General features: G+C 36.0%; 24 protein-coding genes. 16 read left to right on the top strand and 8 right to left on the bottom strand.

What is annotated here, in order from left to right:
* Positions 1-1,845 precede the first annotated feature (1,845 nt).
* The 8 genes from sctU to AAFX28_RS23340 are packed head-to-tail and all read right to left on the bottom strand — an operon-like array spanning position 1,846 to position 7,903.
* Positions 1,846-2,886, bottom strand: a complete 1,041-nt coding sequence (sctU, locus tag AAFX28_RS23305) for a type III secretion system export apparatus subunit SctU (protein WP_408690948.1) — start codon at positions 2,884-2,886, stop codon at positions 1,846-1,848.
* Between the two features lie 7 nt (positions 2,887-2,893).
* The gene (sctT, locus tag AAFX28_RS23310; protein WP_408690949.1) at positions 2,894-3,670 is read right to left on the bottom strand and encodes a type III secretion system export apparatus subunit SctT; all 777 of its coding nucleotides are present in this window, start codon (positions 3,668-3,670) and stop codon (positions 2,894-2,896) included.
* Positions 3,671-3,676: 6 nt separating this feature from the next.
* Complete coding sequence (gene sctS / locus AAFX28_RS23315; protein ID WP_408690950.1) at positions 3,677-3,943, bottom strand: type III secretion system export apparatus subunit SctS; 267 nt, start codon at positions 3,941-3,943, stop codon at positions 3,677-3,679.
* Positions 3,944-3,947: 4 nt separating this feature from the next.
* The gene (sctR, locus tag AAFX28_RS23320; protein WP_408690951.1) at positions 3,948-4,604 is read right to left on the bottom strand and encodes a type III secretion system export apparatus subunit SctR; all 657 of its coding nucleotides are present in this window, start codon (positions 4,602-4,604) and stop codon (positions 3,948-3,950) included.
* Entirely contained in the window at positions 4,597-5,571 is a 975-nt protein-coding gene (locus AAFX28_RS23325; RefSeq protein WP_408690952.1) for a hypothetical protein, read from the bottom strand. Before AAFX28_RS23325 ends, sctR begins: the two co-directional genes overlap by 8 nt.
* A 4-nt stretch (positions 5,572-5,575) precedes the next feature.
* On the bottom strand, positions 5,576-6,145 hold the full coding sequence (locus tag AAFX28_RS23330) for a hypothetical protein (protein WP_408690953.1): 570 nt from the start codon (positions 6,143-6,145) through the stop codon (positions 5,576-5,578).
* Complete coding sequence (locus AAFX28_RS23335; protein ID WP_408690954.1) at positions 6,084-6,524, bottom strand: hypothetical protein; 441 nt, start codon at positions 6,522-6,524, stop codon at positions 6,084-6,086. Before AAFX28_RS23335 ends, AAFX28_RS23330 begins: the two co-directional genes overlap by 62 nt.
* On the bottom strand, positions 6,524-7,903 hold the full coding sequence (locus tag AAFX28_RS23340) for a FliI/YscN family ATPase (protein ID WP_408690955.1): 1,380 nt from the start codon (positions 7,901-7,903) through the stop codon (positions 6,524-6,526). The genes AAFX28_RS23335 and AAFX28_RS23340 overlap by 1 nt, the downstream gene beginning before the upstream one ends.
* A gap of 170 nt (positions 7,904-8,073) precedes the next feature.
* Between AAFX28_RS23340 and AAFX28_RS23345 the strand changes: the two genes are divergently transcribed.
* The 16 genes from AAFX28_RS23345 (at position 8,074) to AAFX28_RS23420 (ending at position 22,422) form a co-directional block, all read left to right on the top strand.
* Positions 8,074-8,496, top strand: coding sequence for a hypothetical protein (locus tag AAFX28_RS23345; protein ID WP_408690956.1), 423 nt, complete (start codon positions 8,074-8,076; stop codon positions 8,494-8,496).
* A gap of 83 nt (positions 8,497-8,579) precedes the next feature.
* On the top strand, positions 8,580-10,052 hold the full coding sequence (gene sctC / locus AAFX28_RS23350) for a type III secretion system outer membrane ring subunit SctC (protein ID WP_408690957.1): 1,473 nt from the start codon (positions 8,580-8,582) through the stop codon (positions 10,050-10,052).
* A complete protein-coding gene (locus AAFX28_RS23355; protein WP_408690958.1) occupies positions 10,036-11,250 on the top strand; it encodes an FHA domain-containing protein in 1,215 nt (404 codons plus the stop codon). Before sctC ends, AAFX28_RS23355 begins: the two co-directional genes overlap by 17 nt.
* Positions 11,251-11,467: 217 nt before the next feature.
* Positions 11,468-11,644, top strand: coding sequence for an EscF/YscF/HrpA family type III secretion system needle major subunit (locus AAFX28_RS23360; RefSeq protein ID WP_408690959.1), 177 nt, complete (start codon positions 11,468-11,470; stop codon positions 11,642-11,644).
* 324 nt (positions 11,645-11,968) lie between these two features.
* Positions 11,969-12,304 (top strand): type III secretion system inner rod subunit SctI, encoded by a 336-nt coding sequence (gene sctI, locus AAFX28_RS23365; protein WP_408690960.1) that lies wholly within the window; start codon positions 11,969-11,971, stop codon positions 12,302-12,304.
* A 16-nt stretch (positions 12,305-12,320) separates the two neighbouring features.
* Positions 12,321-13,088, top strand: a complete 768-nt coding sequence (sctJ, locus tag AAFX28_RS23370) for a type III secretion system inner membrane ring lipoprotein SctJ (protein ID WP_408690961.1) — start codon at positions 12,321-12,323, stop codon at positions 13,086-13,088.
* Positions 13,072-13,785, top strand: coding sequence for a hypothetical protein (locus AAFX28_RS23375; RefSeq protein WP_408690962.1), 714 nt, complete (start codon positions 13,072-13,074; stop codon positions 13,783-13,785). The genes sctJ and AAFX28_RS23375 overlap by 17 nt, the downstream gene beginning before the upstream one ends.
* On the top strand, positions 13,758-14,342 hold the full coding sequence (locus AAFX28_RS23380) for a hypothetical protein (RefSeq protein WP_408690963.1): 585 nt from the start codon (positions 13,758-13,760) through the stop codon (positions 14,340-14,342). The genes AAFX28_RS23375 and AAFX28_RS23380 overlap by 28 nt, the downstream gene beginning before the upstream one ends.
* A 158-nt stretch (positions 14,343-14,500) precedes the next feature.
* Entirely contained in the window at positions 14,501-14,776 is a 276-nt protein-coding gene (locus AAFX28_RS23385) for a hypothetical protein (protein ID WP_408690964.1), read from the top strand.
* Positions 14,777-14,802: 26 nt separating this feature from the next.
* Positions 14,803-15,810 carry a DUF1521 domain-containing protein gene (locus tag AAFX28_RS23390; protein ID WP_408690965.1) on the top strand — a complete coding sequence of 336 codons (1,008 nt, stop codon included), beginning with the start codon at positions 14,803-14,805 and terminating at the stop codon, positions 15,808-15,810.
* Positions 15,811-16,105: 295 nt separating this feature from the next.
* On the top strand, positions 16,106-16,615 hold the full coding sequence (locus tag AAFX28_RS23395) for a hypothetical protein (RefSeq protein WP_408690966.1): 510 nt from the start codon (positions 16,106-16,108) through the stop codon (positions 16,613-16,615).
* A gap of 19 nt (positions 16,616-16,634) precedes the next feature.
* Positions 16,635-17,102 carry a SycD/LcrH family type III secretion system chaperone gene (locus AAFX28_RS23400; RefSeq protein ID WP_408690967.1) on the top strand — a complete coding sequence of 156 codons (468 nt, stop codon included), beginning with the start codon at positions 16,635-16,637 and terminating at the stop codon, positions 17,100-17,102.
* A 4-nt stretch (positions 17,103-17,106) separates the two neighbouring features.
* Positions 17,107-18,240: a type III secretion system translocon subunit SctE gene (gene sctE, locus AAFX28_RS23405; protein ID WP_408690968.1), complete on the top strand. Its 1,134-nt coding sequence runs from the start codon at positions 17,107-17,109 to the stop codon at positions 18,238-18,240.
* A 9-nt stretch (positions 18,241-18,249) separates the two neighbouring features.
* Positions 18,250-19,083 (top strand): hypothetical protein, encoded by an 834-nt coding sequence (locus tag AAFX28_RS23410; RefSeq protein WP_408690969.1) that lies wholly within the window; start codon positions 18,250-18,252, stop codon positions 19,081-19,083.
* Between the two features lie 99 nt (positions 19,084-19,182).
* Positions 19,183-21,927: a hypothetical protein gene (locus AAFX28_RS23415; protein ID WP_408690970.1), complete on the top strand. Its 2,745-nt coding sequence runs from the start codon at positions 19,183-19,185 to the stop codon at positions 21,925-21,927.
* A 36-nt stretch (positions 21,928-21,963) separates the two neighbouring features.
* The gene (locus tag AAFX28_RS23420) at positions 21,964-22,422 is read left to right on the top strand and encodes a type III secretion system chaperone (protein WP_408690971.1); all 459 of its coding nucleotides are present in this window, start codon (positions 21,964-21,966) and stop codon (positions 22,420-22,422) included.
* Positions 22,423-23,551 lie beyond the last annotated feature (1,129 nt).

Below are 23,551 nucleotides of genomic sequence, written 5' to 3' on the forward strand. Positions count from 1 at the left end.
AACCCAAAAAAATATTGATTTTGGCTCTAGGCTTTAATGGTCGGGTATCTTTGCGCGGTTACCTCTGGTGCTGAGACCTGGGCTGACAATTGATCTTGATCCTCGTTCACTTAGATTGGATTCAAACAATTACAATAATTCTCTTTTGATTAGGTTATTTGAATATTTGGTCGGCCGTCAATAACGATTAAATTCATAAAATTTTTTCTTCCCAGGAAAAAGTTCGTTTTGCCTAATAATGGTCAACTATGCGAAGTGGTTCTCCTACTTCTTAGATATCTCTACGTAAACAGCTATTGGTTTCGATGAGAAACTGCCGAGCAAGTTTCACCCCAATTTGGGGGTTATCGCAGCCAGCAGCTGAAGGTTTGAGCATGTTTCCACAGAACCTTTTCCTAAACTGTCTCATTTTTCGAACAGAAGTTAGTGACTCACGGAACAAACTCTTTTGTTTTGTGTCGGCGAGGCTTGCGATGGAAATACTGAACCGATGAAAGAGAGTGACGGCGTAACATCACTACCTTGAACGAGGTGAGATTGTTGAACAAGCCACTAATCGCAGGATTATCAAATTTACTACTGTCCTAGAGCATCGTGGACGCCAACAAAGAGCGCGGTTTTGGGCTCGTAGCGGATGGATGAAACATACATTAAGGTCAGGTTCAACTATTATCAAGCCGTTCATAAATTATGGTGATGTCGTTGATTATTACCTCAGTCCCAACCGTAATAAATCGGTGGCTAAAGCTTTTCTCAATTGAGCGATCTCGGCAGATCTGCCTGAGAAAACGGCAGCCGCTATCGATGCAATACTCAGGCTTACAGGTTTCTTCAATCTATTTCTGATAGAGGTAATGGACGTCCCTGAACATTATTGTTGAACAAAGCCCCCGGAGGGTGAAGTTGGAAACTCGTAAAGCTTTGGGCTAGAAATCTATAGATGGATCTGAGACTAGTTTACACAGGCGAGAGCTGTGGAGGATGCTCAAATGTGGTTAGGTAAATGTGGCAAGAAAGACTGCGTACGAACAATTTTATGCACTCGCAGGAAACTGTATCTGGAAAGATGGGGCTGCCACGATTTGATTTTGACGACTATTTGCGACAGACCCCCTTTATCGTCACTTCTTGATTAAGTTCCATCAATTTAAGCAACAAAGCCTTTCTGACTATGAACCAATTAATACCTACAATTGACTTCTGCTTTTTCATCCTTACTCAAGTTTCTAATGACCAGACGTTGATAATAAAAAGCTTGATTCGAGGTTAGATTACCGCGTTCACCAGGTTGAAATGTTTTACTTTTAACTACTCTCCAATATCTTCCAAAGGGAGGCATCCATTGAAAGTGGCCTTATTTCCAATGTTGTCTATGTACTTACCTGTATGTGTTTCGGGAATAATCGGAGTATCAACGCGCCAAGCTTGAACTGCCCCGTCAGGTTGAATAGTTGCTGCATTGGCTAGATATGGCACACTAAACAATTTAGCCTCTAATATCAAAACCTTCTATTTAGGTAAACGTGAAACTCAAATCTACACACTGCTTCTATTGTGCACGTTCGAACCAAGATTCAGATTGCAAGATATAAAACAAGATATCGATTACCTTTACACTACAAAATAGTTAATATTCATATTAAACAGGCTTAAATCTACGATCTTTGCAAGACTTTAGGCAGAACTATCGTAACCATTGATGCTACGGCTAACAGCGATAATTGATGATAGTGAACACCACGTATTGATAGGTATTTGATTCATATTATACAACCTAACAGGCTGAAAATAATGACTATCACCTCAAAAAATGCACTTGTTATTATTTAAATAATCGCATTAATTTCAATTATCATCTAAAGTTTGTAACCATTTAATAATTTCGGCCATAGCTGCAAAATGGTCTTTTGGTATGGGTTGATATAATTCTGCATCGCTATATAACCCCCTAGCTAACATTATATTATCTATAATCGGAAGTTTCTCGTCTTCGGCAAGTCTTTTAATTTCCCTTGCTTTATAGCCTTTATATTTAAAAGAAATAACAGGAATCGGCGCACTATTCCTTTCATAATAAACACCTACAACTAGATGAGTAGGGTTAGCAATAACTACGGAGGTTTTATCTAATTGAGTCAGCATACTTCCCGATTGAATATCTTTATAAAATTTCTTTCTCTCTTGTTTAATCTCGGGGCTACCTTCGTTATCTTTGTACTCTCGCTTAACCTCATCCTTACTCATTTTTAACTCTTTTTCGTGATTATACCGCTGAAACAACAAATCTAATACGGATATTACAAAAAGAGGAATTGTTAAAAATAGAGATAAGAGCACTATAAGCCTACTTGAAACTGGAAGTATTGCATCAACAGAAACGTAAGGAAGTTTAACAATATCAGAAATTTGACTAATTATGATTAATATTAAAACTACGCTAAAGGTTAGTATTTTTAATGTAGAAAGGATAAAGTCAACAAAGTTTTTTTTAGAAAAAATGTTTTTTGCGCCGGATATTGGGTTTAATTTTTTAAAGTCTGGATTAATAGCATCAGGGGAAAATAAAGGACCAAATTGAAAAATATTAGAAAAAATTGCAACAAAAAAAACCAAAATAAGAAATGGAGATAATATTTCCATCATAATAACAAAAGACTCTACAATCGCACTTTCTACAGCTTTTTCAAATGGAGTAAAAAGTAACTGAGGAGGAACTGAAAGTAAACTCTCCATTTTTTTTCCGACCCTTTCACCGTCAATAACGACCCAGAATAAAGCTGTAAGCATAAGAGCAAGTGAGACCACTTCTTTACTTCTAGCTACCTGCCCTTTTTTACGAGCATCTTTCACTTTCTTTAGTGTTGGCTTTTCTGTTTTCTCTTCCACTTTAAATTCACCCTATAAATCGATGTAGCCAATCTGTAAATTCAATAAATACCAACATTTCTCCAATAAATATCTTAAATGACAAGTTGATATATAGTAAAAGTATTAAAATAGCGATCCCACTTTTAATTGGCATTGCTAGAATAAAAACATTCATCTGAGGTACAAAACGATTCATTAAGCCAAGGCCAAACTCTGCTAGAAACATAATAATTATTGCCGGAGCGGCTAAACGCAATGCTATTTCAAGAATATACTCTAACAACTGGTATAAATTAATTATAGAAATATCGGGTAAATAAATTGAAACTTGAACTATTGGCCATAGTAAGAAAGAATGATACATTGCGCCAAGCCAAATTAGGAAAAAACCAAAGGAGAAAAATATAGTAATGCTCACTTGATTAAAAAGAACACCTAATGGAGAGGTTTGCTCACTAGAAAAAGGATTATAATCTATAGCCATAGCAGCTCCACGTTGGTTATCAATAAGGCACCCCATACTTTCCATTGCTTGAAAGGGAATAGCTGTAATGAATCCTATTAATAAACCAATAAATATTTCCTTTAAAATTATCGCAATCAAGATAAAACCAGAATTTATTTCATCATATACATTAATTACATAGGGTAATAATGGAAGAGCGAGGCACGCTGCGAGAGAGTTACGTATTGTAGTTCCACCAAGAAGTTTTTTTGAAAAAACGGGAATTAACAACATAGCTCCTATTAATCGAGGAATACACAAGCTAAAAATAATCAAAATGTCATTAAATCCTATCATTTATTACTATAAAACCTCTTTTACTGACTCGAATGCAAGTAAGCTAAAGCTGTATATTTGACTACCAAACCAGTGTCCCGTAATAAACATGGTTACTATGACTGCAATAAGCTTAACAACAAAGGCTAGGGTTTGTTCTTGAACCTGAGTTAAAGCTTGTATGAGAGATATAATCGTCCCAACAACAGCAGCGACTAAAATAGTTGGCAAAGACAATAATAAAGTCAAATACATTGCCTGAGCTGTCATAGAAATTATTTGAGAGTCTTCCATTTAACTAATGCTCATTTGGTAAATAACTCATTACAACACCATGCGTAAGCAGTGTCCATCCATCAAGTAGAACAAATATTAAAATCTTAAATGGTAAAGATATAGTCATTGGTGAAACCATCATCATCCCCATTGCTAACAATATATTCGAAACAATAAGGTCAATAACAATAAACGGCAGATAGATAAGAAAGCCCGCTTCAAATGCAGAAGTTAGCTCACTCACGGTATAGGCTGGTATTAGGATAAGGAAACTTTCGCTACTTATTACATCTCGTTGCTCTTTAGGCCAAAGCATTCCTGCTGTATCAGTAAAGAACTCTACTTCTTTATCACTGACTTTATTTAATAAAAATTGACGGTAAGGCTCTAAAGTTGTTGTAATTCCTTCAATAATCTCACTATTGTTACCCCAATCAACCTCAGATGCTAGCTGATAACATTGATGAAAGGTTGGGGCCATTATAAAAATAGTCAAAATGATAGCTAACCCATGCAATGCCATATTAGGAGGAACTTGTTGAACACCTAATGCATTTCTAACTAGCGCAAAAATAACAGCCAACTTTATGAAAGAGGTTGCCATGATCGCAATAAAAGGAATGAGTCCAACCAATGCCAACCCACCAACAAGTGTAAATACATCAGGTGTATTAATCAATTAACATTTCTCCGTTTACTAAATATTTCCAATCTGTTATCAATACAGACACATTATCTCTAATAAGAATAACCTCTCCTTGCCCACAAAATTGGAATAAGTTTTCTGAACAAGAAACTAGAATGTTGACCTTACTGCCTTCTAACTGATGATTTAGGGCTTCATCATTAACTCCATCTTCAATCAAAGATTTAAACGAATCCTCAGATAGCGAAACCGTCAATATTTCAAAAACTATCAATAGGTAATCTTCTTTAATATCTGGGACATCGATATTATATTTTCCTTGAAATTGTCCAGTACCTGAACGTGCCAATAAAGTTATCGACGTCGGAATACAAGGCTTGGTGCAATCTATTAACGCAACATTAGGATAGAAAAAATCACCATGTAAGAGAACGGCACCTTCATGTATTGACATAAAATCTTTAATGGAAACCAATTGCATGCCACTAATAAACTTAATTTTTATTGGCGGTTTAGGATAATTCATTATTGGTTTCTCTGGCCATTTTTTCAATAAAACCGGTAAAAAAGGCAAGCAATCAAAACTATCAACATTAAATAACCAGCTAACATATTTTTCTTCTTTATTTTCATTAAGAATTATTTTCGCCGTTAACTGCGATTCAAATTCGCATTCTTGTTGTAATTTAGCATCTACAACATCAGGAAGGCTCAAACCTAATAAACTAAACCATTGCTCGCATATCGGTTGAATAATTAATAGTCTAATGTTTTTTTGTAAAGCATTAAAAACATATGGAGAAATAACTGTAGATAGAGAACTTAATACTTGCTGAGCACAACAATGCAATTGAGTTTTTTTACCTTGCCATAAGATGTCTATAACCATGTCTGCTTTTATGGAAGCTATTGTTAGCTGCCAAGTTACAGAATGCATGTCAAACTCTTCTTGATATTTAACATGCAATGGCATTGCTGATGTTGTTCCCAATATTGTCATATCTTTAGCCCTTATATTGCTTTAAGAACTGAAGTTCAGCATCACTATCTATTATATTAATATCAACCGACCGTAAACTTTCTTTACGTTTTAGTCCCGCGATATTTTGCTTCATTCGGTTAGTAAAGTCGATGTCGGGGCTAGAAATTGAAATCATAATTTTTCCATAGTTTAAAGTCGAGATAATAGTAATTGGAGCATCACTTGAATGACTCTTAACACAGAGGGTTTCACTACTCTCGTTGAGCCAAAGCTTGTTTACCCAATTTCTTACAATGTCAACGGCAGTCGAACTTTTCTTATGTTCATTGTCGTTATGATTTCGTATTGAATTTAATAATGTAGAGCGGAATACAATTACCTCTGATTGTTGGTGAAAAGAACCTCCCCCCTCACCTAGAGCTATATTATGAGTCAACATTGTAGTAAACAATTCTTGATCATATACATCGATTTCAGAGATATCGTTAAAATCACGTTTATCCAAATCCCGATAACAACACTCCAATTTTTTAAAATCTTGATTTATTTTCGTCATATTTGTCATCGGTTTCTGAGCTAGTATTACTGTCATTTTTTTTTCTTACCTCTATGCATTTCTGAAGCTTACTTAAAGATAACTGATAGAATAGTTCTGCCTCTTCCCATTGTGAAAGACAATCAGCCGATTTTTTTTTTAGTTCTGAAAGTATATGATCCGAAGCCAAAATTTTCGATCTAACAATCGTTATCTTTTGTTGCCATCGATTGAGCTCTAAGGTCGTAATAGACACTGCTTGATCAAATGGAGAGTTCATGATTTTATAATGAATATTATTTAAGTCTTCATGAACTTTCTTTTGTTGATTAAGTTCATTTACACTTTTTTGATAAGCAGATTTACGAATAGTCAATTTTTTTCTTGCATCATTTACCCGTTTTTCCTTAATCTCTTCAAGTTTTTTCCAATTCATCAGTTAATACCTATTTCTTCTAACTGTTCTTTTGAATCGGAAAATGAAGATGACTCATTTATACCTTGCTGAAGCAAGGAATTAATAAAAGGTCGTTTTGTTATCGCAGTATCTAAGTTTTTGTCGGACCCAACTTGGTACTCCCCTAACTTAATAAGAAGTTCATTTGTCTCATAAGCAGCCATCCAAGATCTTATTTGATTCGCAGCCATAAGGTGATGATCGGATGTGATTTGACTCATTACTCTGCTGGTACTTCGTAACACATCTATTGCTGGATAATGAGCAGATGCAGCAAGCTCTTTAGAAAGAACAATATGGCCATCAAGGATAGAGCGCACTTCGTCACTCACTGGCTCATTCATGTCATCTCCTTCAACCAATACAGTATATAATGCACTAATTGCTCCAGTCTCTGTAAGCCCTGGACGTTCAAGCAAAAGTGGTAGCTGTTCAAAAACAGAAGGCGGATAGCCACGTCTTGTCGGAGGTTCTCCGGCAGCTAACCCTATTTCACGTAGAGCTCTGGCGTAGCGGGTAATGGAATCAATCATTAATAAAACATTATGTCCAACTTCACGGAAATACTCTGCAATCGTAGTAGCTATGTTTGCGGCTCTTGCTCTTTCCATTGATGGCCTGTCTGAAGTTGCAATGACTAATACCGACTTTTGCCTAGTCACTTCATCCATATGAACTTCGATAAACTCGCGAACCTCACGCCCACGTTCACCAACAAGCGCCAATACAATGACATCAGCCTCTGTATTGGAAATAATCATAGAAAGGAGCGTGCTTTTTCCTCCGCCAGCTGCTGCAAAAATTCCCATTCTTTGGCCTATGCCCATTGTCAGCATAGTGTCAATCGCCCTTACACCTAAAGAAAGAGGGGTATTGATTGGTGGTCTCGTCATAGGATCGGGAGCTTGCTGAAAAACTGAACGTACTAATTCCTTATTTCTTTTTGATCGAACGTCGATAGAAAGATCGTTACCAGATATAGAAGTAATGGGGCGCCCTAAGCCATCTAACACTGTACCTAATAAGTGTGCCCCAACTTTTATTTCATGCTGTCTTTGTGTATTTACTACACGAGTGAAGTTTGATAGCCCTCTAGAGTCACCCAACGGTACTAATAGAGTATAAGGGGATTGGATAGCTATAACTTCTGCATAAAGATCAGGTTGCTCGGGCGTCCTTAGTAAACACATATTCCCTATTGAAGCATTAGGCATCTGAGCTTTAATTATATTACTTGTGATAGCTACAACTTTTCCTGCTTCTTGCAACTCAACTTCAAAAGAAAATTTCCTCTCAAGCTCGTCTAACCGAGGAGTAAAATCGAGTTCAACTAGGTATAATTCCGTTTCTTCAGACATAGTATCTTACACTAGATTAAGTTTAATTTACTGTAACATTACCTCGCAAAAAAAATTAAAAATAATCTAAAAAAATTTAAAATACTCAATTCACCATTTATTTGTGATTTTTTTAAGAAATTGTGAACTGTTTCTTTATGGTAGAGTACAAACACATTGCTTAAGAAATTATGATAGTTAAGTTGATTAATTGGTTATCTAGGGAAGAAAAATCACCTATTTATAAGTACAATGAAACACTTTGGATAATGGTAATAGAGAAGTCTGTTATTCAATTTAATATTGAACTTAATAATTGTTATATTTGTTTCTACGTAGAAGATAATGAAAACTGTGACCAAGTGGGAGCTCATTTCCTCGAATCTATGGTTGCAATAGCTTTTGATACATCAATAGAGCTAGTTTTTGATAAAGATGATAATAGTTACTCTTTATTATTGGATATGTCACCATTCATTGAATCAACTGACATATTTATTAAAGCAATAGATGACTTGTTATGGGCGCATCGCCTCATTTCGCCTCTTAATGCTAGAAGACTAGGAGTGCGAATATCTCCAGTAGATTATAAGCATGGGGTTATATTAATATGAGATATTCGAGAATATGGAAGTATTTGACATGGCTTTGTTTCACTATAAGTTTTGTCTCTAACACAAACGCTAGCGAAAAGTCATTGGATAACAAATATAGCTATAGAGCACAAAATAAACCGCTTTTTGACGTACTAAATGCTTTCTCTGCACACTATAAGATTCTTGGTGTTGTTAGTGATTGCCTAAAAGAACCTTTCAACGGTAACTTGAGTTCTAACAACGGTGAGGATTTTTTGAATAAACTATCTTCAGCCTACAACTTTATTTGGTTTAAGATAGACTCTGTCATTTACTTCAACTGTCTCAATGAGATTCAGACGAAGACCATTAGCCTTGAAGCAGCCTCTTCCGTTAAATTCCAAGAAAAAATGGATCAAATTGGGCTGAGTTTGGATCGATTTGGATTGAGCATACTCCCTGATACTAACATGTTACTAGTTTCAGGCCCTCCTAAATATTTGGATATAATTCTTAATGCAGCAAAAGAATTTGATAAACATATAAAAAATAAAACTGACACACAAATGAAACCTTATGTGATCAAGCTGAAGCATATCAATGTTCAAGATAAAGAACTAAATAATGGTTCAACAGAGTTAGGAATTGTTAGTCAATTAAAGAATCTTTTAGGTTATAACAAAGATGATTATTTAGGAAATATGGTTCCAGTTCCAACATCAAATAAGCTATTAATTTATGATACAGAGCTCTCTATAAAAAATATTATACAATTGGTAGAGCACTTGGATAAACCTCGATATCAAATTGAAATATCAGTATCGATAATAGATATCGCTGAAAACGCTTTGGAAAACTTAGGTGTAGACTGGAGTTCTGCAGGGCAACATGGAAGCATTGAAACAAACTCTCTTGAAGGTATCATCAAAGGCCTATGGCAAACTGGTACAACAACACTATCAAGTAACAGTGTTAACTACTTTCAATTTGCTCTTACAGCTCTTGAACAACAACATAAAGCAAAAACTCTTGCTAGGCCTACCATACTTGCACAAGAAAACACACGTTCTTTAATTAGCAACAAAGAAGAGTTTTACGCTAAGGTCGAAGCAAAAGAAGATGCCCAATTAGTTACTTTATCGGCAGGTACAGAGCTTGTAGTCATACCTCGTGTTATATCTTTTTCATCGGGTTTAGCCATCAATCTAGATATCAACATCACAGATGGCATACGCAAAAATGAGACGATATCTGACCTGCCGGTGATAACACAAGGTAGAATTATCACTCAAGCAACAGTTAAGGAAGATCAGAGTTTACTTATAGGTGGTTTTTATACTAAAAGTTACTCCTCACGAGTTTCTAAAGTTCCAGTAATGGGCGATATACCCGTTCTTGGGAGTTTTTTTCAGTATAGTCATAATAATGACAAAAGAAATCTTCGTCTTTTTTTGATTAAGCCAAAATTATTAGAACCTTATCATTCAGATTCACAAAAAATATCAAAGCTTTCAAAGAAAAAATTGCCTCCTGAGCTAGATATTATTATCAATGCCGTCGGTAATGTGGAGCAATATTATGACATGGACAATTAAAATACTAACTGGCAGGCATTCCGGAGCTAAGTTTAATATCGAAGGATTACATACAACTTTAGGTTCATGTTCTAAAAGTTCCGATTGTGTAGTAACAGATACAGATGTGGCTGATAATGCAATAATGATTACAACCACTGAAAATTATATCATAGTGAAAGAACTAAATAATGAAAAATGGTATATAAATGGAAAAATTAAAAAAAGTCGCATTGTAAATCTAATGCCATTTGATGTCGTTCAAATCGGACCGATTTCATTCACGATCGGTCCAAAAGACAAAAATTGGCCACCGATAAGCTTGATATCTAAAAGTAGATTTAATATCTCATGGTCAGGACTAATAGTATCCGGCCTTCTAAGTATGGGTACCCTAAACGCATCATTATATTTTTCAAACACCACAACTTCTGTAGGTATAAAAGAAGAAAAACAATTTATTCAAACATCTTATAGTAATAAAGAAGCCACTAACACGTTCGACTTAGATGTACTCCAAGAAGGTAACTATCTAGTAGTAACTGGTTATATTGAGGACTTACCTTCTGCATATTTAGCACAGAATCACATAAAAAAAACAAGTTCACTCCCATTGATATGGAAAGTTTATCGACTTGATAAACTGAAATCATCAATAATTACCTTCTTAAATGAGCATAACCTAAAAAAATATCTTGTGGACGTAGATAAAGACGGAACTATTTATATAAAAGGAGTGGTTTCGAATCAATCAGTAATCTCAGAACTTATCCCTTTAATGAAAAAAGACATACCCGGCATTAATAAGATAGTAATTGATACTATCAGCATTGATAAACTTGTAACGTGGTTAAACAATAAGATCAAAGAGACAGGCGTTATCAACGTTTCAGCATCTTATAATAACAAGAATATTTTAATTAGCGGTAAAACAACAGAAAATAAAATTCAACACGTCTTGAAAATCATTGAAGATGCATATCAAAAATTTGGTACACAAATTTCCATAACTTATCAACCGTTCATTGACCCTGAAGGTCTTATACCTTCCTTTCAAGTAATTAGCACTAGTCATACACCTTATGTGGAGCTTACTAACGGACAAAAGTATCTAGAAAATTCTGTAATCGGTGATGGTTTCATTATCAACACTATAACTGATGATGGTATTTCTCTTAGCAAAAATGGACAAAAACTATGGATCGCTCCCGGAGGCTAAATGCTTACAGATGAGTCACAGCTAAAATATTGTAAATCTGTATTAGATGACAAGCTATCAGCAATCAACTCAGAGATGTCAAAATTAATTTCTCCTGCTGAATTTGAGAAATTGAAGATTTGGAAAAACGCACTTGAATGCGCCACGAACTATCTAACTAACAATGAGGAAATACGAGATGGACTTCAACACAATAAACAAATCAATTGGGGCTTCCATGCAATCAAAGAATACTCAGATCGAAGAGTTCTCTCAAACCATGGACCCCAACAACGTCCAGGATTTAGTGAAGTTCCAACAATTAATGAGCGAATGGTCAGCACTCAGTTCCCTTCAAAGCTCGACAGTGAAAACAGTACGAGATGCTATTCAAGGAGTTATCCAGAAAATGTAGAAAAATATCTCGCAAATATAGCATTGAATTTAGCAGAAAAAGGAAAACATAATGACGTCATTTGCATACTCAAGCCACTATACTTAGTAACTTGTCAAGATATAAAGCCTAATAAACATAAGGAAATAGCACAGTCCATTTATGCTATTTCTCTTTGCCGCCAAGGTAATTTTATCGAAGCAAAACAGATTACCAAAACTAATTCTTCGCAATTTGGTCAGTTGATACATGGCTTCATTATATTACTTGAAAACCCCAAAAAGTCTGATGAAAATCAGTTCATTCATTTAGTTAGCAAGTTAAAAATAACATAGGAAAATAAGTATGATAAATGAAACATCCTTTATTGAGAAAAGCTATTCACTTCCTTCTCAACCAGTATCAAATATTAGCTTAGCCGCTCTATTTGAACAACATCTACAAGCTTCAACACAACCTATGGGGGAAGCTATATTAGAGCAAGTTCAGAATATAAGGGGAAACATTAATCACCAGTCTGCTGATATACAAAACCGTATGGACTTGGCCTCTGAGATGACATTACCAGAACTAATGAAAATACAAACAGATCTATCTCGTTTGGTGCTAATGGAAGAGATATTGGCAAAGACAGTGAGCAAATCAACTCAAAGCTTAGATACTCTGCTCAAAAGTCAATAATCCTCGGGTCCATACAATGATCTATTCCGATAAAGAAAAACGTAACATAGTATTTTCAAAAATTGCTATGGTATGTATTACGACTCTTCTAGTCATTGGTTGTAAAGAAGAAATGTATTCTAACCTTTCTGAAACCGAAGCGAATCAAATGCTCACTATATTACTCAACAATAATATACATGCAGACAAAAAAATCATTAAGGGACAAGCTGTTACTCTCAGAGTCGAGCAAAGTCAGTTCGCTAATGCTGTTGAGTTATTAAAGCAAAGCGGCTACCCACGCCAACGCTTTGCAACGGTAGAACAACTTTTCCCTCAAGATGGATTAGTGGCGACACCTACACAAGAAAAAGCTCGATTTGAATATGCACTTTCTCAATCCCTTGCAGAAACATTAACTCAATTTGATGGCGTGATTTCAGCGCGCGTTCATTTGGTAATCCCGGAAAAAACAAGAGTTCGTACGAAACTAAACGCCTCGGCTGCAGTTTTTGTTAAGCACACTCAAAACGCTCACATATCTCAACTAACCCCTCAAATTAAAAGTTTAATACAAGGCAGTATCGAAGGCTTGAAATACGACAGTGTAAGGGTGGTACTTGTAGAAACAAGCAACCCTCCACCCAATGTACAAAAAGTAGACCAAAAGGAAGACTCATCTAGTTATATCGCATTATCAGCAATATTGAGTCTAATCACTCTTACTTCTATTTACCTGTTTATTTTGTTAAGAAAGCAAAAAAAGCTTTACAGAGAGGTAATCGAGAATGTTACCCAACAATGACATAATTAATCAGGTTACAAACCTCAACAACCATATTCATACAGTTCATTTAGAGGGGTTCTGTAGGGATTTAAAAGTTACTCGCCCAACATCTGTGAGCTCCTCTAAGCATATAGCGTTGTTCAACCAATGTTTGATTGAATATTTTGAACTCAATATTGGTAGTATTCAGGTATTAGAAACAGTTGCTCCTCCTTGGCCAATAACACATTTAGCATTACTACCTTGCGATGTATTAGATCGTGTCTTTACATTATGGTCAGCTTGCATATTCTCATCAGACTTAATCAAATACATAGGAAAAAATGAGATAAGCATCATAAAAAATTGCTTATCAGAAAATTATGAATGGTTAATTTTACCTAACGAATTTAAATATGAACATCCTAAAAATAATTTGATTGATATAAAAAATAAATTATTCGAAATAGATAACAAAACTCCTATTACATTAAACTCATTAATAAATGAATATTTCATAGATACTTTCATAATCGGCGTATACTCACTATCTGAAAATTGGCCTCATATATACAAAGATCTTATAAGGTTAAAAACACCTAAAAACATATCAACAATTAACGAAAAGATGATAAGAGATTCATATTTATTTCTGGAGCCTCGTATAACACAAACATTATTAATTTGCTTAGAAAAGGTATCTCCCAAATGGCACGAGAAATTTTCAGAGAATTAAGCGATCAAGAAATTAGCTTACTTATGCAAAAAAAGATTATCACTCTTGAAGAGTTTAAAAATTACATTAAACTTGAAAATTCAAAAATCAACAAAAATAATGAAGATCACCTAGAAATTAAAAATGCGAAAATAAATGCTGAGAAAATAATATCTGAAGCAATTAAAGAAAAAGAGTCTATTCTAGAAGAAGCATTATCAAGAAAAGTTATAAAAAGCCTTAATCTAGAAAATTCACAAAGGCTTTATTGGAAAAGAACATTGCATGAACTAGAAGAAAGGCTCGAGATGATCATCACTTGTGCCGTCAACGAGATATTAAAGACATACAATAATAAAGAATTGACCATTTCTTTAATTCGACAAGCTCTGAGATCATTTAAAAAAAAGCAAAATTTAGTTATACGCGTACCTATTATGTATAAATCGGATGTAGAAAAAGCCTTCCCCAACCTCATTATAGAAGAGGGGAAATTTCATGAAGATGTTGAAATAGAAGATGAAGAAAAAAAAGAGGTTCACATGATTTCTATCGATAGTTTACATTTAAAGTATTAACTATAGAAATTCAAACTTACGCCACATAAAGAACCTTATATTTTCAATAAAAAAAACATAAAAAAACGATTAAACAGTAGTTATTCTTCAAAATAACATGCTTAAATTAAAAGCCAACATTTGACTTTAACCAAACGATAGTAACTAGAGAGGTGAACATGCCTATCGATGCCGCATATATTAAACCTAATATTTCCCAAGATATATTAGATTCATCAAATATATTGATATCAAAAGCAAAGGATATTTTAAGTAATAGTGAGAATATATTGAGCTTAACACAAATTAATACTTCTCATGAAGAAGCTAAAAAATTTGTTTTAGAAAACATGTCACTACTTGACGACGACTTGAAGTGGCTAAGTTCTGAGGACTCAGAAGAGACATTACGAAAACAACCAATACGTCATACATTTGGCCGTGTATTAATTTAACTAAGGTTTATAAGAAGGAAAACATAATGAGCATGATTGATGGACTATTCCCAACTAACGTAAATACACCAACAGATATGTCTAGTGTTTCATTGGAAGCCGTCTACACAGCAGTAATGGTACAACGTAATATGCTATTGGATGGCCAAGTTCGCGATAATCTATCTCAGGTAGATTCTAATAATAAAAAAATGCAAGACATGCAGCAATACCTCGCTGAAGCCCGAACAGCAATGACTGGCTCTGTCGATATTGTAGATGAAGCTACATGGGAAGTAGAAGGGAGCACTATTAATTTAGATAACGGCTACTCAATCAATATAGAAGGTGATAGACAGGCTTGGACAATTACCGGCCCCGATGGTAATGAAACTCGTATCTGGGGAGACCCACATGTAGACGAAAATAACGATGGCTCAATCGATTGGGATTTCAAGGAAGACGTTAGCTTTGTACTAGGTGATGGCACAACTATTACCGTAGGTACTAAAGATATCGGAGCACGCAATACTGTTACAGATTCATTAACCATCACTAAAGGAAATCAAGCTATCGAAGTATCCGGTATTGCAAATAACTCCCCTAGTATTGGAGATGTCTCTTTACAAGGTATCGAACTCGATGCAGCTACTAATGACGGTCAGATCTTCTACATGGGCGATAACGCTAGTGAATGGAACACTGCTAGTGGTCAAGAGATCACAAGCAATCAAGCAATGAGTAATAACCAAACCATAAACGAAAAAGATGAAGACATTCCAACAATGAGTAATGACATGAAACAGTTCCTCGATGATAACGGTATAGCCTACCCAGACAGGACCAATAGTTCAGGAGCTTTCTCTGTTGAAGATTGGCAGAGCATTATCACTAATATGGAAGGATTTAACGACAGCTTATCTTCTGTTTCCCAATTAGAAATGGTTCAGCTTCAATCATTAATGGGCAAGCTTGAACAAGGTATTGAGTGGCAATCAAACGAAATCAGCAAATTCCAAGGTACCACAGGAACACTAACTCGGAATATGGCATAAGAGGTATTCAAGTGAATAAAAATCTAACCCCAGTAGAAGTATGCCGCAAAAACGCTCAATTAATTATTTTGTTTCGTCGCAAGTTTGAAAACATTTGTAATACGGTCCACAACTATCAACTCACTCAATTTGCTAAGACATTAGAGCCTAAGGTATCCCCTATTCAACAACGCGAATTGAAAGCATTGCGAAATAGCTTTGAACATGAGGATCAACCCTTGTTTCAAAATTCGGAAATAACTAATCGAGACAATCATTAAACAGAATCAACTCAACATTACTGAAGGAAAATAGCATGACTGAAATAGCAAACGTTTCATCAAGCACTTTTGATCAACTCAATAACGCACAAAACTTACCTTTAGGAGGATTAGTCATTATTGCTTTGACAGAGCGATCGAACCTGTTGGAATCAAAAGTGCGTGATCAACTAAATGCAGTTCAGAACAACAATGACAAATTGGCAGATTTGAATGAAATGATGGCACAGCTCCGCAATGATCTAACTGGAATTGGTACAGAGGCTGATGATACTGGAGCTATATCTCCCGAAGTAGAATCTTACCTCGCAGCCACGTTTAGCGACTTTGAAAAAAGTAAGGATGGTACATACCAAAGAGCAGATATGGAACTTCAACTGGAAAATTTAAAAGGCAAAGCTGACTCTCTTTCTTCTGTATCCCAACTTGACATGGTAAACCTGCAATCTGTTATGGGAAAGTACGAACAAAGTATTGAATGGTTATCCAACCTCATCAGCAAAATGGCAGGTACAACAGGGACTATCACTCGTAACATGGCATAAGCGAGATAAAGTATTCTACATGGAAAATCCAAAACAGAATGATGATATTTCAGAAGAAATCATGCAATTTTTTAATGGCGGCGGCACCTTAGCAGAGATATATGATCTTAGTCCGACGACTTTGGAAACACTCTATCAGGCAGGGTATCAATATTATAATGGCGGAAGTTACAAAGATGCTGAAAAGATCTTTCGTTTTTTGTGTACATTCGATCATTTTACAGTTAAGCATTTTTTTGCGCTCGGCTCATGCCTACAGATGCAGCGACAATATCAGACAGCAATAGACACATATAGTTACGCTAGTTTGATTGATAGCAATGACCCAAGGTTTCCCTATCATGCTGCGGAATGTCAACTTATGCTAGGGAGAAAAAAAGAAGCATCAAGTGGATTTTATGCCGCAAGTTTACATAAAGGAAAACATAGTCAGTTTGACAATTTATGTCTCGATGCCGCAATGCGGCATCGAAGGTTACAGGAATAAGTGTATGGAAATCTTAAATCTCACCCCACAACAAGCCTTGAACGGCTTGCTTGAACTCAGTACTAAAGAAGTAGAAAAAGAACTTATAAAGGGACAGCAAAATCAGCAGGATGTTATTGTTATTAACCAGATAGGTAGCAACAAAGTTGTTAACGCTCCTCCCGTACTGGATACGCCAAAAGAAGCTGTCGTCGATTTTGTCATTGCGTTAATGGAAGCACAAAGCAAAATGAATCAGCAACAACTGGAATTTTCAAAAAATGACATCGAAGCTGCCAGCCTGAAAAATGAAGCAGTTCATGCACAAAGAATCTCAGCACTCGAAGAAACCATCGAAAAAATGGAACAAGCAAACAAAGGTGGCTTGTTTGCAAAAATTTTTGGTTGGATCGCTGCTATTGCTGGTTTAATCGTAGGTGCAGTTGCTACTGTCGTATCTGGCGGAGCAGCAGCTCCTATCCTTGCTGCCGCAGCATTAACACTAACTCAACAAATTACTGCAGAGTGCGGCGTCTCCCTGACTGGAGAAATAGCCAAGCTTCTCGAACCTTTAGTCGGTGAGAAGGCTGCACAAATGATTGCAGATATCGCTTTTGCTGTGGCTATCATAGCTTTGTCATGCGGCTCTGGAATATCCTCCGCTATAAGCAACGCCTCTAAGACCGCACTAAATATGGTCAAGTCTTTGATGAATGCAGGTATTAATGCTGCCAAGTCATCAGCTAACTTAATAAAAGCAACGAGTAATATGATTGATGATGTGGCAGTAGCCGCGGCGAAAACCCTGATGAAGCAATCAAAAAACGTAACGACCACAACCACACATTCAACATCAAAAATCACCCAGACCGCAGATATAATCGGTCAAGGCGCAAAATTTACCTCTGGTGTGGCTCTAGTTGGACAAGGAACCAGCCAGATTATTAGTACAGAAGCTAAATATGATGCGGATCTCTATCGAGCGGATGCGAAAGAATTAGCAGGATTGCTCGCAAAAATGCAAGCAATTATGAATGAAAATACAGAACGTATTCAAGAAATACTCGATAGGCTTCAGAATAGCGCTTCAAATGTCATGGCCATCTTAAATAGCAATGTTCAATCTAATCAACTAATTAACAATAACATTCGAGCTTAAGGGTGCCCCATGGAAATACAACCAACAAAAACAAATCACCCCATTGTTGACACTCAACACGTTATACAGAGTGTTAGCAATGACAAAAGTAAGTCCGAAACTCACGCAGTCAAACTACATAATGCTCCCCTCCCTACTAGGGAGGATTTACAACCTCCAAAACTAGATTTGCCTCATACTCCGATGAGTAACGATGCTGTTCATGAACTCAATCATTTAATTGAAACTGAGAGTGTTGCCGTTGATTTAGGTCAACTAATGAAACTACTTCACCAGTTTGCTCTTACTCAATATGAGTTTTCTAAGGAAGCTCGTCATGCAGAGAGAGACGCTATACAAGCCTCCTTTGAAGGGCAAGCAGATAAAATCAGAGAGCAAGCTTCTAAAGAACGCTTGTCTGGATTGATGTCCGCTAGCTTTTCTTTGATTAGCGGTACATTAGAAGTGGCTGGTTCCATTAAAGGTTTCCACACACTTAAAGAGTCCAAGCAAATTGAAATGAAAGTAAACGACAGTCAAGATTCTGTAACCCAGAACTTACTCATGAATCAACTTCAGAGAAACTCATCAAAGTTACAAACTCTTAACAATGCAACTAATGGTACTAGCCATCTTATGACAGCTATTGGACAGTTTGCATCAACTCAACTCAATTATCAGGCTAAACAAGCTTTAGCAGATGGGAAACTTCTTGAAGCAGATCAAAAACTCCATGAATCCGCGATGGACGATGAAAGGGCTAGAGTAGATTTTTACAGAGATATGTTAAGAGACTGTAAGGATAAGCTTGAAAAAATCCTGACTGCGGCCATTCAAACCTCTAAAAATATCACACGGGCCTAACAAGATAGTTGAATAAATTCATCGATGCGGTTTCATTGACCGCTCTTGTCCTTCAACCAGCTCCTAAGAAATCAAACCGTAAGATACAAAGGAGGCACTATGTCTATTGATAACAATACAAGTATAATACAATCCGACCAAAGCTCGACTAGAGTTTCTACACCACATTCCATTGAAGAACCATCATCGAGCCCTCTCAGGCAAAGAACTGGAGAGCCCGCAACTCAATCACCTACTCAATCATTAGAGAAAATAGGTGCGAACTCCCACCTTTCCTTGACATTGAGTGCATTAAATAAAGAAAAACCTCAGCAAAAACAGATCATAACCAAACATATTCGTGTCATTTACAACGCCTTACATGATAAAATTAAAAAGGAAGCTGATCATAAATTTCAATGTGCACAGACTGAAAATACTTCAAGTAAATCAAAGTTAAACGCTCAGGCTAAAACCTTATATGCACAACTTGATACCCTTATTAAAGATATTTATCCCTTACTGAATCACGCAAACTTAAATGAGAAAGAAACGTTATCGCTTGATGATACGGCTCGTTTATACAACGCGCTCCAAAAATTGGCTAAGCAATCCCCTAAAGGAAACATGCAAGTACTAATTGGACTATTGTCACAACATATCAAATCTGATTGGATGCAAATGGAATGCGTTCGTTTACAAGAAGGTCAATTAAAAAAGTATGAAAAATTCGGTGAACCAGGAACAGGAAAGTCAACAGCTTTCAATGTAGATATGAATGTAGCGGGGAGTTTATTAAGCACAGTAAATAGCCATCTTGGCCCTTACCTTTCAGGTACTGTTGGAGTAAAGAACAATTCAACAATAGATGCAGATGATGAAGGGTTGTATTTTTCTTCAAAGACTCATGCTAGAAAACTAAAACTAAAAGGCGGAATACAAGTAGGCTTAGATAATGTGGCAAGCGCCCACTTCAGTGTTACTGCCAATGGGCAAAGTAGCAAGACTAAATTTAAGGAATATGATAATGCGGAAAGCTATGTTAAACAAGAAGGGCATCGACTGGTGACCCAGAGAAACAACACTGAAAGCCAATATTCTTTTACTAAACGAATCAAAACAAAAATTTCAGGTAAAACCGACTCCAACCTAAAACGCTTACCGCAAGAGCTGCAAAGGTCCACTGATAACCAGCACCGCCTTAACCATTTACTAAAATCAGAGCTTAATATTGATGCTAAAATATTCGCTCCACCGCCGGCGAAAGCTCAGCCTTTATATGGTTTTTTTAATACTACATCTGCATCTATTGATTTCGATGGCGGTATAAACATTAACACACCTTTTATTAATTTGCTTCAAGGGACAGGAGCTAATTTTAGTATTACAAAAAGTACCACCAATATCTATGAATTCGTCCCTACTCAGTTTTTAGATGCCGTAAAAGAGAATAATAAAAGGATTACAGAACTCCCTTCAAAGTTCACCAAACATGCACAACACATATTAGATAAGATTAATACACCTAGAGTAGCGATTGGTGCATTAAAGCAATTACAAACTGACCTAGAATGCTATATTAATACCGTTCAAAACTATGACTCTTTCAAAGCCTCCCCAAATCATGATAAAGCTGAGCTAAACAGGTTACATGGTAAGAAGCAAACCATTGAAGATAGATGGAACGCAGTGGGCCGACACCAGTTTTTGCAATTTGCGGCAGCGTCCCACGCTTTATTTACAAGCACTTTAATGCCTGATGGGGAACTTGCTGATGATATAAGCATTGAGGAGGAGTCAAAGATAAATGAACTTATTGATAAAACGTCTGATTTGCTAAGAAACCCTAGCATCCAACATAACAAAAAATGGTTAAATGATATCGCAACTTTTCAGAAAGAAATTTATTTAAAAAACTCTGATACACTTTTCAGTAGCAATATTTCATTTAGTGGATTCAATGGCCAAATTAGCGTACTTGTCAGAGACAGAATTCACCCAAGTAGAGTCCGTGAAGGCAGTTATATTGATGTTACCATATCCGGCTCAGCAATAGGGTCATTACAACAAACAATACCTAGCGCAACCATTAAAAACTTAGCGGAAAAATGCGGTGCTACGTTTCCTGCAGATATAGATATTCCTCTTGATATTGAAGCAGGACCTTCTCGATCATACACTTTTCGTTTTTTTAAACCTAAATACAGTCAAGATGAGCATTACTCTGGAGAGCGCGGCTATCGAAAACAGTTCTTACGTATAACAAAAAACTTTTCAGCCGGTTTAAATGGGGGAATTTCTGGAATGTTATCACCAGGTATCCATTCCGGCATTACTTTAGGAGCAAACAAGAGTAAAACAACATTAATAGGTGAGGAAATTGGTACTAACGACCTTACCTATACGACTGTGCGCTTTAATCGCTTCTATCGAAGTGCTGACAAGAACGTAAATAATGAGAACTGGAACAATTTTTTTGACAAAAATAAATCCGGTTACCAAAAGATGTTTGACAATCTTGGAACAGCCGGCTGTTCTCTAGGAATGAAACAGGAAATATTAACTTTCTTTCAAGAACTGAAAGATCGAGCGGTTACAGAAACAGAGAAACTAAAAATAACCTCCCAAAAAGAAGCTTTCTTTAATGCGATGAATAGCTTTCATGTTGAAAAGTCTGATGCAAACTTTAATTCGGCACGACTTTGCTTAGAGCGTTATCTGGAACAACTCGTCGAACCATGGTGGGAAAAACATACTAGCCGATGGAAAGACGTAAGCTTTAAACCAAAAGAAGATTCTGGTTTGCACTTAAGTACCAAATTAATAAAAAATTTGGGAGTGCATTCCAGAGCGAACAAACCCTGATGTTTATCGTTTAACAAGTCCTAACAGAGGTCTATTTTGGAACCAATACATACGAAAATAAACAAATACTTACAAGTATTTAGCCAATCACATTCTTCTTGCTTTACTCTCGAACGAGGCGTCTGTGCTATCTGTGATGAGCAAGGTGATTTAGTAATGGTACTTGAAGTTCCTCCCAATAGCGATGTACTGATACTACATAGTCATATAAGTACTTTATCAAATATCAAAGATTCTGCAGTCTATTCTACCTTGTTAACGATGAACTTTAATGTAAGTGACATGAAAGGCACTTGGTTTTCACTGCGTAATAACCAAGTATACTTACTTACACAGCGTAAGATTGAAGATCTAGATGAAATAACTTTCTCCCATTATTTAAATGGGTTTATTTTACACACAAAGGAGATTATGCAGAAGACAATTGATTCTTTTAATAAAGAGTCATTAAGTACCACTGAATATACCCCAACTCAATGGGAAAGGTTTGTCTAATCGTTGAATCATAATACCTTCGTTTAATGTTGACGCTCAATACCTCAGCTCACCTAACAAAGAAGATTGACTTTTACGTAATGAAGTTAGAGCCGTTCTAAGTAAAAAACAAGGAGGAAAGCCGACGCAGGGTACATTTCAATACGAAGATAACAGAGTAAAGCCAGAGCGCATCATCCATGTACTCGTGAAGAACAAACATTATTTATATGCCGTTGCTCAACAATGGCATTGGAATGGAAAGCAACTTCATGCTTGTAAGGGATATTACCTTGGAGGTATAAGCTCCTAGCTCTAATCTGAAACGATCTTTATTAAGGTGATATTCTGAAATTCAGATGAAAAATTAAACTAGGTTGTTATTGTTATTATATAACTAGTGACACCTTGAGAAAAAACACGCATACTCTCTAAAATACATTAAAGTATATAGATAGAACGATATTCACAACGACCTAATCAACATTTAATAACTTATACTTGGAGTATGTTATGACAAACCTTCAGAGACTAATGTTAACTTCTTCTGTATTTTTATACATTATAACCTTATTATTAGGTATTAATGGAGCTTCAACCATATCTATAATGCTTCCACTATTGGCTGGAACATTTCAGTTATGGATAAGCCTTGGAGGCATCACATCAAGTGATAAAAATTAACGTCGGGAGAGAAAAAATTCAAGAGTTTAAAACTCTCACCAATTGCTTTACATGAACAGTTGATCATAAACTTAATGTCGACGATCTCTAATATACACGCTGATTGACCAGTTAGGAAATTGTTATATATCACTTTTATTCGGTTTTTGGCGTTGTACTCTATACTGTAGTCAAGTAATTAGTTGGTCTTTAGTATAAAAAGTGGGATTGTCCTTAGTCTATTGAGCTTTAACTATGAGTATACAACCAAGTATCATTTAGGCTAAGGTGGCTCATCAGTTCCACTAACTACCAAGTTTTCTTTTCTATTCATCACACTTAATGCTTAGCTTCTCGATTTATCGACTTAATAGAAAGCGAGGCGCTATCAAATGGTTAATGCGGACTCTTCCTAGCACTTGGATGAAACCTATTCCAAAATAAAAAGAAGATGGTTCTACCTAATTAGAGCCATCAGCCTTAACAT

This window comes from Vibrio sp. TBV020, from assembly GCF_046056895.1.
GTDB lineage: Bacteria > Pseudomonadota > Gammaproteobacteria > Enterobacterales > Vibrionaceae > Vibrio.